15 protein-coding genes are annotated in these 12,908 nt (G+C 68.2%); all 15 read right to left on the bottom strand.

Translation table 11 applies throughout. The annotated features are described in order from the left end of the window. Positions 1-578: calcium-binding protein (locus AC1D1F_RS22640; RefSeq protein WP_477700845.1), on the bottom strand; the 578-nt coding region annotated here is incomplete at its 3' end. Then, the gene (locus tag AC1D1F_RS22635; RefSeq protein ID WP_477677325.1) at positions 529-1,050 is read right to left on the bottom strand and encodes a hypothetical protein; all 522 of its coding nucleotides are present in this window, start codon (positions 1,048-1,050) and stop codon (positions 529-531) included. The genes AC1D1F_RS22640 and AC1D1F_RS22635, both read right to left, overlap by 50 nt. A gap of 252 nt (positions 1,051-1,302) precedes the next feature. Continuing rightward, positions 1,303-2,097, bottom strand: coding sequence for a flagellar biosynthetic protein FliR (gene fliR / locus AC1D1F_RS22630; protein WP_477696765.1), 795 nt, complete (start codon positions 2,095-2,097; stop codon positions 1,303-1,305). 28 nt (positions 2,098-2,125) lie between these two features. Then, complete coding sequence (gene fliQ / locus AC1D1F_RS22625; protein ID WP_477652273.1) at positions 2,126-2,395, bottom strand: flagellar biosynthesis protein FliQ; 270 nt, start codon at positions 2,393-2,395, stop codon at positions 2,126-2,128. Between the two features lie 20 nt (positions 2,396-2,415). Further along, entirely contained in the window at positions 2,416-3,120 is a 705-nt protein-coding gene (gene fliP / locus AC1D1F_RS22620; RefSeq protein WP_477677327.1) for a flagellar type III secretion system pore protein FliP, read from the bottom strand. Positions 3,121-3,193: 73 nt separating this feature from the next. Further along, positions 3,194-3,691 carry a flagellar biosynthetic protein FliO gene (fliO, locus tag AC1D1F_RS22615; protein WP_477677323.1) on the bottom strand — a complete coding sequence of 166 codons (498 nt, stop codon included), beginning with the start codon at positions 3,689-3,691 and terminating at the stop codon, positions 3,194-3,196. Beyond that, on the bottom strand, positions 3,688-4,143 hold the full coding sequence (fliN, locus tag AC1D1F_RS22610; RefSeq protein WP_477677322.1) for a flagellar motor switch protein FliN: 456 nt from the start codon (positions 4,141-4,143) through the stop codon (positions 3,688-3,690). The genes fliO and fliN overlap by 4 nt, the downstream gene beginning before the upstream one ends. After that, the gene (fliM, locus tag AC1D1F_RS22605) at positions 4,136-5,140 is read right to left on the bottom strand and encodes a flagellar motor switch protein FliM (protein ID WP_477677321.1); all 1,005 of its coding nucleotides are present in this window, start codon (positions 5,138-5,140) and stop codon (positions 4,136-4,138) included. The genes fliN and fliM overlap by 8 nt, the downstream gene beginning before the upstream one ends. Positions 5,141-5,188: 48 nt before the next feature. After that, on the bottom strand, positions 5,189-5,677 hold the full coding sequence (gene fliL, locus AC1D1F_RS22600) for a flagellar basal body-associated protein FliL (RefSeq protein ID WP_477677320.1): 489 nt from the start codon (positions 5,675-5,677) through the stop codon (positions 5,189-5,191). Positions 5,678-5,789: 112 nt separating this feature from the next. Next, complete coding sequence (locus AC1D1F_RS22595) at positions 5,790-7,154, bottom strand: flagellar hook-length control protein FliK (protein ID WP_477677319.1); 1,365 nt, start codon at positions 7,152-7,154, stop codon at positions 5,790-5,792. Between the two features lie 25 nt (positions 7,155-7,179). Then, on the bottom strand, positions 7,180-7,635 hold the full coding sequence (fliJ, locus tag AC1D1F_RS22590) for a flagellar export protein FliJ (RefSeq protein ID WP_477677318.1): 456 nt from the start codon (positions 7,633-7,635) through the stop codon (positions 7,180-7,182). Positions 7,636-7,689: 54 nt separating this feature from the next. Next, positions 7,690-9,123 (bottom strand): flagellar protein export ATPase FliI, encoded by a 1,434-nt coding sequence (gene fliI / locus AC1D1F_RS22585; protein WP_477696764.1) that lies wholly within the window; start codon positions 9,121-9,123, stop codon positions 7,690-7,692. Then, the gene (locus AC1D1F_RS22580) at positions 9,116-9,910 is read right to left on the bottom strand and encodes a flagellar assembly protein FliH (protein ID WP_477677316.1); all 795 of its coding nucleotides are present in this window, start codon (positions 9,908-9,910) and stop codon (positions 9,116-9,118) included. The genes fliI and AC1D1F_RS22580 overlap by 8 nt, the downstream gene beginning before the upstream one ends. Further along, on the bottom strand, positions 9,903-10,898 hold the full coding sequence (gene fliG / locus AC1D1F_RS22575) for a flagellar motor switch protein FliG (protein ID WP_477677315.1): 996 nt from the start codon (positions 10,896-10,898) through the stop codon (positions 9,903-9,905). The genes AC1D1F_RS22580 and fliG overlap by 8 nt, the downstream gene beginning before the upstream one ends. Then, on the bottom strand, positions 10,888-12,573 hold the full coding sequence (gene fliF, locus AC1D1F_RS22570) for a flagellar basal-body MS-ring/collar protein FliF (RefSeq protein ID WP_477696778.1): 1,686 nt from the start codon (positions 12,571-12,573) through the stop codon (positions 10,888-10,890). The genes fliG and fliF overlap by 11 nt, the downstream gene beginning before the upstream one ends. Between the last annotated feature and the right edge of the window lie 335 nt (positions 12,574-12,908).

Genomic DNA, 12,908 nt, shown 5'->3' with positions numbered 1-12,908 from the left:
AGGCGGCCCGTCAGGTAGATTTCGTCAACACCTCCACCCAGACTCGTGGCATCCACGCTACTGCCGGCCGTCACATAAACCTTGTCCACAGAAGATGACCCCAAAATCTGCAGGGTCTGGCCCACATGGCCCGAAGGTGCCCAACTGCCTGACATGGGAACTTCACTTATCACCTGGTCGCCGGTAACGAGCTTTGCCGTCAAGCTACCGGTGAGAAGAACCACCTTGATCGGCTCTGGCGTCGCCCTGTCCATCACATCGTCGCCCGCGCCGCCCGAGAGCGTGTCATTGCCCCAGCCGCCTTGCAGTACGTTGGCCGCGCCATTGCCGACGAGTACGTTGTTCAGGGCATTCCCCGTGCCCTTGAGAGCCGCCGTTCCGGTCAGTGAGAGGCTCTCGACGTTGGCTGTGAGTGTGTAGTCCACCGAACTGCTGACGGTGTCGAAGCCCTCGTTGGCGTTTTCCACCACCACGTCACCAGCGTTGTTGACCGTATAACCGTCGTCGCCAGCCAGGCCTTCGAGCCGGTCAGCGCCTGCGCTGCCGGCCAGTGTGTCGACGCCGACCGTGCCGATCATGTGATTGACCGCTGCGGTGGCAGCTGTGACGAAGTTCTCTGTGATTCCGAAGCCATCGGTGTAGCGGACAGCCACACGCACCCTCTGGCCGGCCAGGGAAGGTGCCCGGCTTGCCCTGGGTGCATGCGCCGGGCGGCAGGACGATGTCGGTCACCGTGGTTTGTGCGACCGCATAGCCCGGGTATTTCTCGAGTGCCAGGCGCGTGAAGATGCCTATGGCTTCGTCGACGCTGGTGGCCGACTGCATGGAGTGGACCAGCCTGAAGGTGAAGTCCTGCACGCCTTCGCGCAGGATGGCCGAGACCAGGTAGTGGCTTTTGGGTGCGGCTTTTGTGGCGGGTTTCCTGGCGGTTGGCCCGGCCGCCCGGCTGACGTCCGGCAGGAGCAGGCCCATGCTGAGCCAGCCGGCATTCGCGAGCCATGCCCGCCGGGCGCGTGTGGCGTGTTTCCCCTTGCTGGTGTGTGTCCTCATGACTCCCCCGTTCCCCGGAAAACCCCCGCCGCTTTGCCCGTGGGGCAAGGCCCATGGCGATCACGTGTGTGGGGAGGTGCTTTGGCTGTGCCAGTGGCTGCCCGCCGCGTGCTGGGCCGAGCTTTTGGTGGCGAGGCTGAAGGGTATGTGAGCGTGCGAGGGAGACCAGCGCGGATTGTCCGCGCGCGGTCATTGTTTGTGGGATTTATCGAGACCGGTCGGTGAAAACCTGGTCTGTGCCTGCGGACACTGCTACTGCCGCAAACCCTGCAAAACCCCCATCGTCCCCGCAAACGCCGCGGCGAAACGCGGCTCCAGGAAAGGCGCAAGGTATTGCATCAGCAGCTGCAGCATGGCGATGCCGGCCAGCAGGGTGATGGGGAAGCCGACCGCAAAAATGCTGAACTGCGGCGAGACGCGGTTCAGGATGCCCATGGCGAGGTTGAGCGTGAGCAGGGTGGCGATCAGGGGCAGGGCCAGCATGAGGCCGCCGGCGAAGATCTCGCCGCCGGCGTTGGCCAGCAGGAACCAGCCGCTGGCCGCCAGCGGTGCGTCGGAGATGGGCAGGGCCTGGAAGCTTTCGGCCAGCACCATGACCAGCATCAAGTGGCCGTCGACCGCGAGAAAAATCAGCATGGCCATGACGTTGAGCAGGCGGGCAATGACCATGGTGTTGCCGCCGCTGGTGGGGTCGAAGAAGGACGCGAATGAGAGGCCCATTTGCAGGCCGGCGTATTCACCGGCAGCCTGCACGGCCGCGAAGACCAGGCGCATGGAGAAACCCATGGCCGCGCCTATCAGGATTTGCTGGACCAGGATCCAGAAGCCGGCGGCGGAGACCAGGGGCACAGCCGGGGGCGTGCCCAGCGTGGGCGCGACCACGATGGCCAGCAGCATGGCCAGGCCGACTTTGGTCCTGCGCGGCACGGCGGCTTCGCTGAAGATGGGCGCGGTGCTGATGAGGGCCAGCATGCGCACAAAAGGCCACAGGAAAAACACCAGCCAGAGGTTGAGCTGGCCGGAGGTGACCGAAAAAACCGGCTGCATGGCTTTTTGCCCGAGGTGCGCCCAGCCCTCAGCCGACGATCTGCGGAATCGACGAGAACAGGTTGCGCATGTAGTCGAGCACGGTGCCCAGCATCCAGGGCCCGGCGATCACCAGCGTGGCGAAGACGGCCAGCAGCTTGGGGATAAAGGACAGCGTCATCTCGTTGATCTGCGTCGCGGCCTGGAACAGGCTGATCAGCAGGCCGGTGACCAGGGCCACCAGCAGCAGCGGCGCGCCCAGCAGCAATGAGAGCTTCATGGCCTCATAGCCCAGCGCCATGACGGATTCGGGAGTCATGTGTGTATTCCTTGGTGTCGCTAGAGATAAAAGCTCTGCGCCAGCGCGCCTATCAGCAGCTGCCAGCCGTCGACCAGCACAAACAGCATGAGCTTGAAGGGCAGGGAGATGGTGGCCGGGGGCACCATCATCATGCCCATGGACATCAGCACGCTGGCGACGACGAGGTCGACGATGAGGAAAGGGATGAAGATGGTGAAGCCGATCTGGAAGGCGGTCTTGAGTTCGCTGATCACAAAGGAGGGCAGCAGGATGCGCAGGCTGACGTCTTCGGGCCCGTCGAGCTTCTCGATATTGGCGAGCCTGGCGAACAGGGCCAGGTCGGCTTCGCGGGTCTGCTTGAGCATGAACTGCTTGAAGGGCTCGACGCCGCGCTCCAGGGCCTGCTCGGCGCTGATCTTGTTCTCGGAAAAAGGTTTGTAGGCTGTGGCGTGCACTTTGTCGAAAACCGGCGACATTACAAAAAAAGTCAAAAACAGCGAGAGCCCGACCAGCACCTGGTTGGGCGGCGAAGACTGCGTGCCGATGGCGGTGCGCAGCAGGCCCAGCACGATCAGGATGCGCGTGAAGCTGGTCATGGACAGCAGCAGCGCCGGCAAAAACGACAGCGAGGTCAGCAGCACCAGGGTCTGCACGCTGAGCGACCAGGTCTGGCTGCCGCCCGGGCCTTTGGTGCTGGTGATGCCGGGCAGGCCCTGGGCCGATGCGGCCTCGGGCAGCAGCATGAGGGTGACCACGATAAACGCGGGCAGCAGCAGGGCCGCGCCGGCGCGCAGGCTGGCAAGCTTGTTCTTCATCTCAGTCGCGTTTCTTGAGCCTGTTCAGCGATTCGAGCAGCCGGTTTGAGAATGCGCTGCCGGGGCCGGTGAAGCGCTGGGGCGCGGGCACCGCGTCGCTGTCAGGGAGGTTGCCGGGCAGGTTTTGCGCGGGCATGGTGTGCAGCGCGCGCACCTGGCCGGCCGCCACGCCCAGCACCAGCCACTGGCCGCCGACCTCGACGACGACCACACGTTCGCGCTGGCCGACCATGGCGCTGGAGACGACCTTGAGCAGGCGGCCGCTGCCACCGGCCTGCAGGCCGAAGCGCCGCGCCAGCCAGGCGCAGCCAAAAATCATCGCCACCACAAAGGCCAGGCCCAGGCCGGCCTGCAGCAGGCCGGCGGCGCCGAAGGAGGCGCGCACGGGTTCGGCGGCGGCCGCGGGCACGGTGGGCAGCACCGCGCCGGCCGACAGGCAGAGGCCGGCCAGCAGCAGCGCGACTAGCCCGCGGACCACGGTGCGAAACACAGGCTTCATCGGTTCAGCTTCTGCATGCGTTCCGACGGCGTGATGATGTCGGTCAGGCGTATGCCGAACTTGTCGTTGACGACCACCACCTCGCCCTGCGCGATCAGGTAGCCGTTGATGAAGACGTCCATGGGCTGGCCGGCCAGGCCGTCGAGCTCGACGACCGAACCCTGGGACAGCTGCAGCAGGCTTTTGATGGTGATGCGGGTGCGGCCGAGCTCGGTGGTCAGCTGCACGGGCACGTCGAGCACGCGGTCTATATCGCCGCGCGCGATCTCGAAGGCGGCGTTGCCCTGCAGCGGCTGGAACACGCGCTCGCCGGCCGCGGTGGAAGGCGGCGGGGATGCGGGCGGCGGTGGAGGAGGCGGCGCGGCGGCGGCGCTGGACTGCGCCTGCTCGGCGAGCGCGCTGCCCCAGTCGTCGGCGTCGGCCGCCGGCTGCTCTTTGCTGTCTTCACTCATGGTCTTTTCCCTTGCTGGAGTCGCTGTCCTGGTGGTGGATCATTTTTTCCACACGCAGGGCATAGTGGTTGTTGGAGGTGCCGTAGCCGCATTCCATGACGGGCACGCCGTTGACCTTGCCGATGATGGTGTCCGGGATCTCGACGGGCAGCACGTCGCCGGCCTGCAGCCTGAGCAGCTGGCCTATGCTCGACTGCAGGGTCAGGAAGTGGGCGCGCAGCTCGACCTCGGCGCTCTGCACCTGCTGCGAGAGCTGCTTGACCCAGCGCTTGTCGATCTCGATCTCGTCCTGCAGCGGATTCGACAGCAGGTCGCGTATCGGCTCGATCATGGAATAGGGGATGCAGACGTTGAGCGCCCCGCCTATGGGGCCGAACTCGATCTGGAAGGTGGTGTTGATGACCACCTCGTTGGGTGCGACGATGTTGGCCAGCTTGGCGTGCATCTCGGCGCGCACGTATTCGAACTCGAGCGGATACACCGGTTGCCAGGCGCCGCCGTAGCTCTCCAGCGTGAGGTTGAGCAGGCGCTTGATGATGCGCTGCTCGGTCTGCGTGAAGTCGCGGCCCTCGATGCGCACGTGGTAGCGGCCGTCGCTGCCGAACAGGTTGTCGACGACCAGGAACACCAGCTTGGGGTCGAACACGAACAGCGCCGTGCCGCGCAGCGGCTTCATGTGCATCATGTTGATGTTGGCCGGCACCGGCAGGTGGCGTATGAAGTCGCCGTATTTCTGGATCTGCACCGCGCCCACCGAGATGTCGGCGCTGCGCCGCATGAAGGTCAGCAGCGCGCCGCGCAGGTGGCGCGCGAAACGCTCGTTGATGACCTCGAGCGTGTGCATGCGGCCGCGCACGATGCGCTCGTCCGTGCCGAGGTTGTAGGTCGGCGGGCCCGCGGGTACGGGCGGCTTCGGGCTGGCCGCGCCGGCGTCGCCGGTGACGCCCTGCAGCAGCGCATCTACCTCGTCCTGCGAGAGCTGCTGTTCATAAGCCATGGGCGGATTTCATTGGGCGTCGTTATGGCGAATAGGTGCAGGCGATGCTTACTGCAGCATGAAAGTGGTGAACATCACGCTGGAGATCTTCAGCGAGGGCAGGTTGGGCACCAGGGGCTGGTTCAGCGCCGCCATGATTTCGGCGGCCAGCTTGGCTTTTTCCTCGGGCGTGATCAGCGCGTCGGAGGCGCGGTTGGACAGCACCGTGAGCAGCCGGCTGCGCACTTCGGGCAGGTACTGGGTGACCAGGGCCTGGGATTTGGCGTCGGGCACCTTCAGGGTGACGGCCGCATGCAGGAAGCGGCTGCGGCCGCCCGGCTGCAGGTTGACGGTCATGGGCTCCAGCGCCACGAAGAGCGGCGCGGCCGGCAAGGTGGCGGCGGGTGCGGCCTCGGCATTGCGCTGGTTGCTGAGGTACCAGGTGGCGCCCGCGGCCGCGGCGGCGGCCAGGACCGACAGGGCGATCAACAGGGCGATGAGTTTGGGCGAGGGCTGACGCGAGGTGAGGGTCTTCGCTGGGAGTGTGCTGGTAGCCATGGCGGTGTGGGTTTGGGTTGGTCAATCGATTGTTGGGTAAAACACCGGCCGTGCATCGCCGGAGCAGCAGGGGGAAAACGCTTCAACTTCGGCATTTGCCGGGCGCGTGTGCTCAGGCGTAGGTGTCCACCTTGCCGCGCGGGTGGGCTGGCGCTGCGGCCGTGGGGGCCGGTACCGCCGCATCGGCCGCCTGGTAGCCGGGCTGGGTGCGCTGGTTCTGCGCGCCGGGCTGGCCGGGCCGGCCGTCCTGGCCCTGGGCGAAGGCGGGCTGCTGCTGCTGGCTGCCGGAGTTGACCGAGGTGTCGCCCAGGCTGATGCCGTTGTCGGCCAGCGTGCCGCGCAATTGCGGCAGCGCGGCTTCGACGGCGGCGCGCACCGAGGCATGCGCGGACACAAACAGCGCCTGGACCTGGTTGTCGTTCATGCTGAGCGTGACCTTCAGCGGCCCCAGGCCCGGCGGATTCAGCTGGAGCTCGGCCACCTGTTCGCCGGCCTTGCCCATATGCAGCATCTGCCGGCCCAGGGCCTGGCCCCATTCACCGCTGCCGACTTCGGGGGTGAGGGCTGCCTGACTTGGGATGGGCGCCGCGGGCTGGCTCGGAGCCGGGGCGTGGCCGTGCGCCGGGGCGGCGGCCGCGGCGACAGTGAAGCCTGTGGCGGACGGTGAATCGGTTGCGGCGGCCTGGACGGCGGCGGCCGGGGCTGCGGTGATGTTGGTAGTTGCCGGGTCGGCCGCATCCTTGGCCGCCGCCATCGCGGGTGCCTTGCTTGCACCGGGCTTTTGTTCGGCGCGCGTGTCGGCGCCAAGCGCCTCGCGGGCCTCATCGCCGGGCCGCTCGTCGCGCGCTGAAAATTGCGTTGCCTGGCCGGCATCCGATGCGGCGACGGGCGCCATGGCTTTGGCGGCGGGAAGGTCCAGGGCGGCTTCGTCGTTTGCGGAGGCAGGGGCGGTGGACTGAAGCTCCCGGCCTTTGCCCGGTGTGGCGGGTGCAACCGGCAGGCCGGAAGCCAGCAGGGCTTGCGGCGCGGCGGCTTCGCTGTCGCCGCCCAAGCTGGCATCGTTTGCCGCCGCGGCGGTGTTTGCCGGTGCGGCGGCGGTCGAGGCTTGCGCCGCGGCCGTGGCCGTCAAGGAAGTGGCCGCGCCGCCGGCGGCAGCGGCAGTGCCGCCATCGGCGCCCGCCGCCTTGGCGATGCGTGTTTCCAGTGGCACAAACAGCAGCGCCGCGGTGTTGACCGTTTCGGGCGTGTCGGATTTTTTGTCGTCGGCGATGCGCTTGAGGGGCGTGGACGCGGCGGGTTTGCCGCCGGCCTTGGCAGGCGCTTCACCGGAGGCCGCGAGCGAGCGCGACAGCACGTCGCCAAAACTTTCGCTCTCGCCCTGGGCGGCTTCATCACCGCGGCTGGACGCTGTGGAAGAAGCCGAGGATGCGTTGCCGGTTGGCGCCGGGGTGGAGAGGGTAGGGGGGAGCAGGGACATGGCTGTTTCTCGCGGGTCTATCTATTCAGTGGCCCTGCAGGCTGGCGCGCATATAGAACTGGCGCGCGCTGCGTTCGTCGCTGTCGCGCTGCTCGCGCCTGTTCTGCACGGCCATTTCCTGCAGGCGCACGCGGCCGGCCAGGGTGTCGAAGGAGTTGAGGCGGCGCTGGCTGTTCTGCCAGTCGCCGCGGCCGGTGGCCAGCCGCGTGTCGGCCTGCACGGTGACGGCGCGCTGCTGTTCGATGGCGGCATCCAGCGTGGCGATGAAGTTGCGGAAGTTGCGCAGCTGCGCGGCAGGCACGCCCGCGCCCATCTGCACCTGCAGCTGGTCCAGGTATTCCTGGCGGTAGCGCTGCAGCATCTCGAGTTTTTCGGCCGCGCTGGTGTGCGCGGTCTGCAGCTGGCCGAGGCGGCGCGTGGCTTCGTCGGTCTTGTTCTGCGCCAGTTCGATCAGCGTGGCGAGCGGTAGCTTGTTGGGCATGACGGGATTCCTGGATTTGGGTTTAGGTGGCGAATGAAAAAATCAGGACGGGGCTCAGGCCTGGAAGATCGCGTTGAGCTGGGCCGTGGCGTCGGCGTGGCTCACGCGTTCTTCCATGGTCTGCTGCAGAAAGGCTTCTACCCGCGGGTACAGGGCGATGGCCTGGTCCAGCTGCGCGTCGTGGCCGGGCGCATAGGCGCCGACGCTGATCAGGTCGCGGTTGCGCTGGTAGCGCGACAAGGCCTGCTTGAAGCTGCGCACGGCCTGGAACTGTTCGGGCGTGATCAGCGCCGTCATGGCGCGGCTGATGGAGGCTTCGATGTCGATGGCCGGGTAGTGGCCGGACTCGGCCAGGCTGCGCGACAGCACCACGTGGCCGTCGAGGATGGCGCGCGCCGAGTCGGCGATCGGGTCTTGCTGGTCGTCGCCTTCGGCGAGCACGGTGTAGAAGGCGGTGATGGAGCCGCCGCGGCCTTCGGCGTCGCGCGCGCCGTTGCCGGCGCGCTCCACCAGCGCGGGCAGCTTGGCGAAGACCGAGGGCGGGTAGCCTTTGGTAGCGGGCGGCTCGCCCACGGCCAGCGCGATCTCGCGCTGCGCCATGGCGTAGCGTGTCAGCGAGTCCATGATCAGCAGCACGTTCTTGCCTTCGTCGCGGAAGTATTCGGCCAGGCAGGTGGCATAGGCCGCGCCCTGCAGGCGCAGCAGCGGCGAGGTGTCGGCCGGTGCGGCCACCAGCACGGCGCGCGCCATGCCTTCCTCGCCCAGGGTGTTCTCGATGAAGTCCTTGACCTCGCGGCCGCGCTCGCCGATCAGGCCGACGACGATGACGTCGGCGCTGGTGTAGCGCGCCATCATGCCCAGCAGCACGCTCTTGCCGACGCCGGAGCCGGCGAACAGGCCCATGCGCTGGCCGCGCCCGACGGTCAGCAGTGCGTTGATGGCGCGCACGCCGACGTCGAGCACGCTGTCGATGGGCGCGCGGGTCAGCGGGTTGATGGGCTTGGCGGCCAGCGGAACCTCGCGTGAGAAATCGAGCGGGCCGCGGCCGTCCAGCGGCCGGCCGGCGGCGTCGACCACGCGGCCCAGCATGCCGGCGCCCACCGGCAGCCGTTTGGTGCGCGGGCCCAGGCCGCCGGCATGGCCGGCGGGCGACTCCAGCGCATAGACGCGGGCGCCGGGCAGCAGGCCGTCGACCTCGCTTTGCGGCATCAGGAAGATGCGGTCGCCGGCGAAGCCGACGACTTCGGCCTCGGCGGTTTTTTGCGGGTAACCGGGCGGCAGCTCGATCAGGCAGTCGCTACCGACCGGCAGGCGCAGCCCGACGGCTTCGAGCACCAGGCCGACGGCGCGCGTGAGCCGGCCGTAGCTGCGCACCGGCACGCTTTGCGCCACCGAGGCGCGCGCCTCGTCGAGCGCACCGTGCCAGGCGCGCAGCGGCGCGGCGGCCGGAGCGGCAGGAGCAGCGGCTGCGACGGGCAGTTCAGACATGGATTGCCACCGGCGTGTGCATGGCGGTTTTCACCAGGGCCGCGGTGACGCGTTCCCAGCGGCCCGGCAGGCTGGCGTCCTGTTCGCCGCTGGCCGCCAGCACGCGGCAGCCGCCGCGCTGGCAGGCGGCGTCGCTGCGTATGCGCCAGCCGGCGGCCTGCAGGTCTTCGGCCAGGTGCTGGCGCACCAGCGCCGCGTCGTCGGGGTGCAGCACCAGCTGCGGCGAGCCGCTGAGGGCCGGCTCGGCCTGCAGCAGATCGCGCACCACGGGCAGGATGGCGCCGGTGTCCAGCGCCAAGGCCTGGCCCAGCACCTGGCGCGCGATGTCCAGCGCCAGGGCCAGCAGGTTTTCGGAAATTTCGTTCTCGGCGCCGCGCAGCGCGGCCGGCAGCGCCAGGGCCAGCGCGCGCAGCTGCGCGGCTTCCGCATGGACTTCGGCCATGGCCTGGTCGCGGCCTTGCGCCTGGCCGCGGTCGTAGCCCTGGCGAAAGCCTTCGGCCTCGCCGGCCTGCAGGGCCTGCAGGCGCAGCTGGGCCAGCTCGACGTCGTTGATCAGCACCTCGGGCTTGAGCGGCGCGACCACGGGCGCCGGTTTGGGCTCGGGGGCCGGCGCCGGTGCCGCATCGGATTCCTGCGCGATGGCCGTCATCTCCCAGCGCTCCCATGCGGTGAGCGCTTCCTTCGTGCCGTTGGCCCGGCGCGCGTAGGGCGGTTCGGTGGCCGGCCTGTCCGCGGCGGCGCGTGGCGGCAGATGCGTGAGAGATGTAAGAGGGGGCCGGTTATACATAGGAGTCGTTCCCCGGGCCGCCGAGCACGATCTCGCCAGCATCCGCCAGGCGGCGCACGATCTGCAGGATGCCCTTCTGCTCGTTCTCGACCTGCGAGACGCGCACCGGGCCGCGCATTTCGATGTCCTCGCGCAGCATCTCGGCGGCGCGTTGCGACATGTTCTTGAGGAATTTCTCGCGCAGCTCCAGCGGCGCGCCCTTGAGCGCGATGATGAGCGACTCCGATTCCACTTCCTTGAGCAGCAGCTGCACGCTGCGGTCCTCGAGCTCGAGCAGGTTCTCGAACAGGAACATCTCGTCGATCATCTTCTGCGCCAGCGCCTCGTCGTGCTCGCGCACATGCTTGATGACGCTTTCCTCCTGCGCGCTGCTCATCATGTTGACGATCTCGGCGGCCGCGCGTATGCCACCCAGGCGGCTGCGTTTGACGCCTTCGCCGGACAGCATGTCGGTGAGCACGTCGGTCAGTTCCTTGAGGGCGGCCGGCTGCACGCCGCCGAAGGTGGCCACGCGCAGCACGGCGTCGTGGCGCACGCGCTCGGGCAGTTGTTCGAGCACGTCGGCGGCCTTGTCGCGGTCCAGGTGCACCAGCAGGGTGGCGATGATCTGCGGGTGCTCGTCGCGGATCAACTCAACGACCTCGGTGGCCTCGAGCTGGTTCAGCCGGTCAATGCCGCTGGTCGAGCTGTCGGGCTGGGAAATGCTTTCCAGCAGGTCGGCCGCGCGGGTGTTGCCCAGGGCCTTGTTGAGCACGGCGCGCAGGTAGCTGCCGGCATCGACGTGGGTGGCCGAGTACTGCTCGGTTTCCTCGCGGAATTCGCGCAGCACCTCGCCGACCTCGTCGCGCCTGACCTGCGCCAGCCCGGCCATGGCCTTGCCCAGGGTGTGGACCACGTGCTGCGGCAGGTGCTGCAGCACGCTGCCGGCGCCGGCCTCGCCGAGCGACATCAACAGAATGGCGCTTTTGCGCGTGCCTTCATCCACCATTTTTTTCCGTCCAGTGTTTGATCAGCATGGCCACCATGGCCGGCTCCTTGGCCGCCATCTCCTGCGCGTACTGCAGGTTGGCCTCGTGCCGGCGCTTGCGTTGTTCCTGCTGTTCGCGGGCCTGCGCCTGCTGTTCGGCGGTTTCGCCCTCGGCCGGTTCGCTGTCCATGCCCGCCGCGGCCGCTGCCGCCGAGGCCGAGGCCGGCTGCAGGTGCTTGCGCAGCAGCGGCCGCAGCACGGCCAGCCACAGGTAGAGGGCGAACAGGCCGAGCAGCAGGTACTTGATCGAGGACTTGGCGATCTCGACGTTCTCGGGCTGGCGCCACAGCGGCAGCTCGGGGGTTTCGGTGTCGGCGGCGAAGAGGCTGTTGACGACGTTGAGCGAGTCGCCGCGTTCGGCGCTGAAGCCCATGGCCTGGCGCGCCAGGTTGCGGACCTGCTCGAGCTCGGCGGCCGTCAGCGCCGCGCGCTTGCCGGCGGCGGCGCCGTTACCGCGGTAGTTGACCACCACCGCGACGGACAGGCGCTTGATGCCGCCGGCGCCCTGCTGTGTGTGGCGTATGGAGCGGTCGACTTCGTAGTTGGTGGTGACGTCCTTGCGCGAGTTGCCGCCGGCGCCGGCGCTGCGCGGGGCCGCGCCGGCCGAGCCGAGTTCGGCGCTCATCTTGAGCTGGGCCGCGGGCGCCGCGCCGGGCGGGGTGGCTTGCTTGATCTGCGAGGGCGCGGTGATGGGGGCGACCGGGTCGGGCGGCGGCTGGTTGGTCAGGGCCCCGGGTACGCCGGTGGCCGGGCCGTTGCCGAGCTGGCCGGATTCGCTGGACTGCTGGCTGCGGATGGCCGCTGTGCCGGGTTCCTGGTTGGGCCGGAATTTCTCGTCGGTGTTCTCGACGATGGAAAAGTCGATGTCGGCGGCGACCTGCGCATGCACGTTGCCGGCGCCGAGTATGGGCTGCAGGATGGCCTCGATACGGCGTATGTAGCCCTGCTCTATCTCTTGTGTGTACTTGAGCTGGCTGACGTCCAGGCCGCGTGTGCCGGCGTTGGCCGCCGAGAGCAGGTTGCCGGCCTGGTCGACCACGGTGATGCTTTTGGCCGAGAGTTCGGGCACGCTGCTGGAGATCAGGTGCACGATGGCGCTGACCTGGCCTTCGTCGATGCTGCGGCCGCGGTGCAGGCTCAGCACCACGGAGGCGCTGGGTTTTTTCTGGTCGCGCACGAACAGCGAAGGCTTGGGGAGTGCCAGGTGCACGCGCGCCGATTCGACGGCGGAGATGGAATTGATGGAGCGCGCGAGTTCGCCTTCAAGCGCGCGCTGGTAGTTCACTTGCTCGGCGAACTGGCTGGTGCCGAACTTCTGGGCATCCATCAGTTCGAAGCCGACGGTGCCGCCCTTGGGCAGGCCCTGGGCGGCCAGGCGCAGGCGCGCCTCGGGTACTTTGTTGGAAGCCACCAGCAGCGCGCCGCCGCCTTCGGTGAACTTGTAGGGGATGTTCATCTGCTGCAGCGACGCGATGATGGCGCCGCCGTCGCGGTCGGACAGGTTGCTGTAGAGCACGCCGTAGTCGGGCGCGCGGCTCCAGAGCCACAGCGCCGCGATGGCGGCCACCGCGGCGGACGCGCCGATCATCAGCGGCAGGCGCGGGTTGGCGCGCAGCTGCTCCAGCCAGGGCGGCATCCTGGACGGGGCCGCCTCGGCGCCCAGCACGGCGGTGTTCACGCGCTCACCCGGCTACGCACGGATGCGCGGCGTGGAGCCGGGGCTGGCCTGGAGGCTGGCGGCGCGTGCGGCCGGGCGTGGTGGCTGAAACAACAGTTGGCATACAACAGGTCTTATTCAAAGGCGAAAAAGTCGACCGGCATGGCGGGCAGGGAGGTGCACGGGGGCCGGTCCTTGTGAAGAATTGTCAGAGCCGGCCGGCCTTCCCGATCCGCTGAATAGCCGGGGCTTTTGCCGTCTTTTGGCCTGATGCCGCGATTCACCCGCTGGTACGCTTCAACCCGTTCATCAAG

This window comes from Polaromonas sp. P1_H6, from assembly GCF_056405195.1.
This window is presented reverse-complemented; position numbering and strand designations above follow the sequence as displayed.

Coding starts and splice junctions, on each gene's coding strand:
- AC1D1F_RS22635 (WP_477677325.1), bottom strand. CDS start 1,050: ATGAGGACACACACCAGCAAGGGGAAACACGCCACACGCGCCCGGCGG.
- fliR (WP_477696765.1), bottom strand. CDS start 2,097: ATGCAGCCGGTTTTTTCGGTCACCTCCGGCCAGCTCAACCTCTGGCTG.
- fliQ (WP_477652273.1), bottom strand. CDS start 2,395: ATGACTCCCGAATCCGTCATGGCGCTGGGCTATGAGGCCATGAAGCTC.
- fliP (WP_477677327.1), bottom strand. CDS start 3,120: ATGCTGCTGCCCGAGGCCGCATCGGCCCAGGGCCTGCCCGGCATCACC.
- fliO (WP_477677323.1), bottom strand. CDS start 3,691: ATGAAGCCTGTGTTTCGCACCGTGGTCCGCGGGCTAGTCGCGCTGCTG.
- fliN (WP_477677322.1), bottom strand. CDS start 4,143: ATGAGTGAAGACAGCAAAGAGCAGCCGGCGGCCGACGCCGACGACTGG.
- fliM (WP_477677321.1), bottom strand. CDS start 5,140: ATGGCTTATGAACAGCAGCTCTCGCAGGACGAGGTAGATGCGCTGCTG.
- fliL (WP_477677320.1), bottom strand. CDS start 5,677: ATGGCTACCAGCACACTCCCAGCGAAGACCCTCACCTCGCGTCAGCCC.
- AC1D1F_RS22595 (WP_477677319.1), bottom strand. CDS start 7,154: ATGTCCCTGCTCCCCCCTACCCTCTCCACCCCGGCGCCAACCGGCAAC.
- fliJ (WP_477677318.1), bottom strand. CDS start 7,635: ATGCCCAACAAGCTACCGCTCGCCACGCTGATCGAACTGGCGCAGAAC.
- fliI (WP_477696764.1), bottom strand. CDS start 9,123: ATGTCTGAACTGCCCGTCGCAGCCGCTGCTCCTGCCGCTCCGGCCGCC.
- AC1D1F_RS22580 (WP_477677316.1), bottom strand. CDS start 9,910: ATGTATAACCGGCCCCCTCTTACATCTCTCACGCATCTGCCGCCACGC.
- fliG (WP_477677315.1), bottom strand. CDS start 10,898: ATGGTGGATGAAGGCACGCGCAAAAGCGCCATTCTGTTGATGTCGCTC.
- fliF (WP_477696778.1), bottom strand. CDS start 12,573: ATGCCGCCCTGGCTGGAGCAGCTGCGCGCCAACCCGCGCCTGCCGCTG.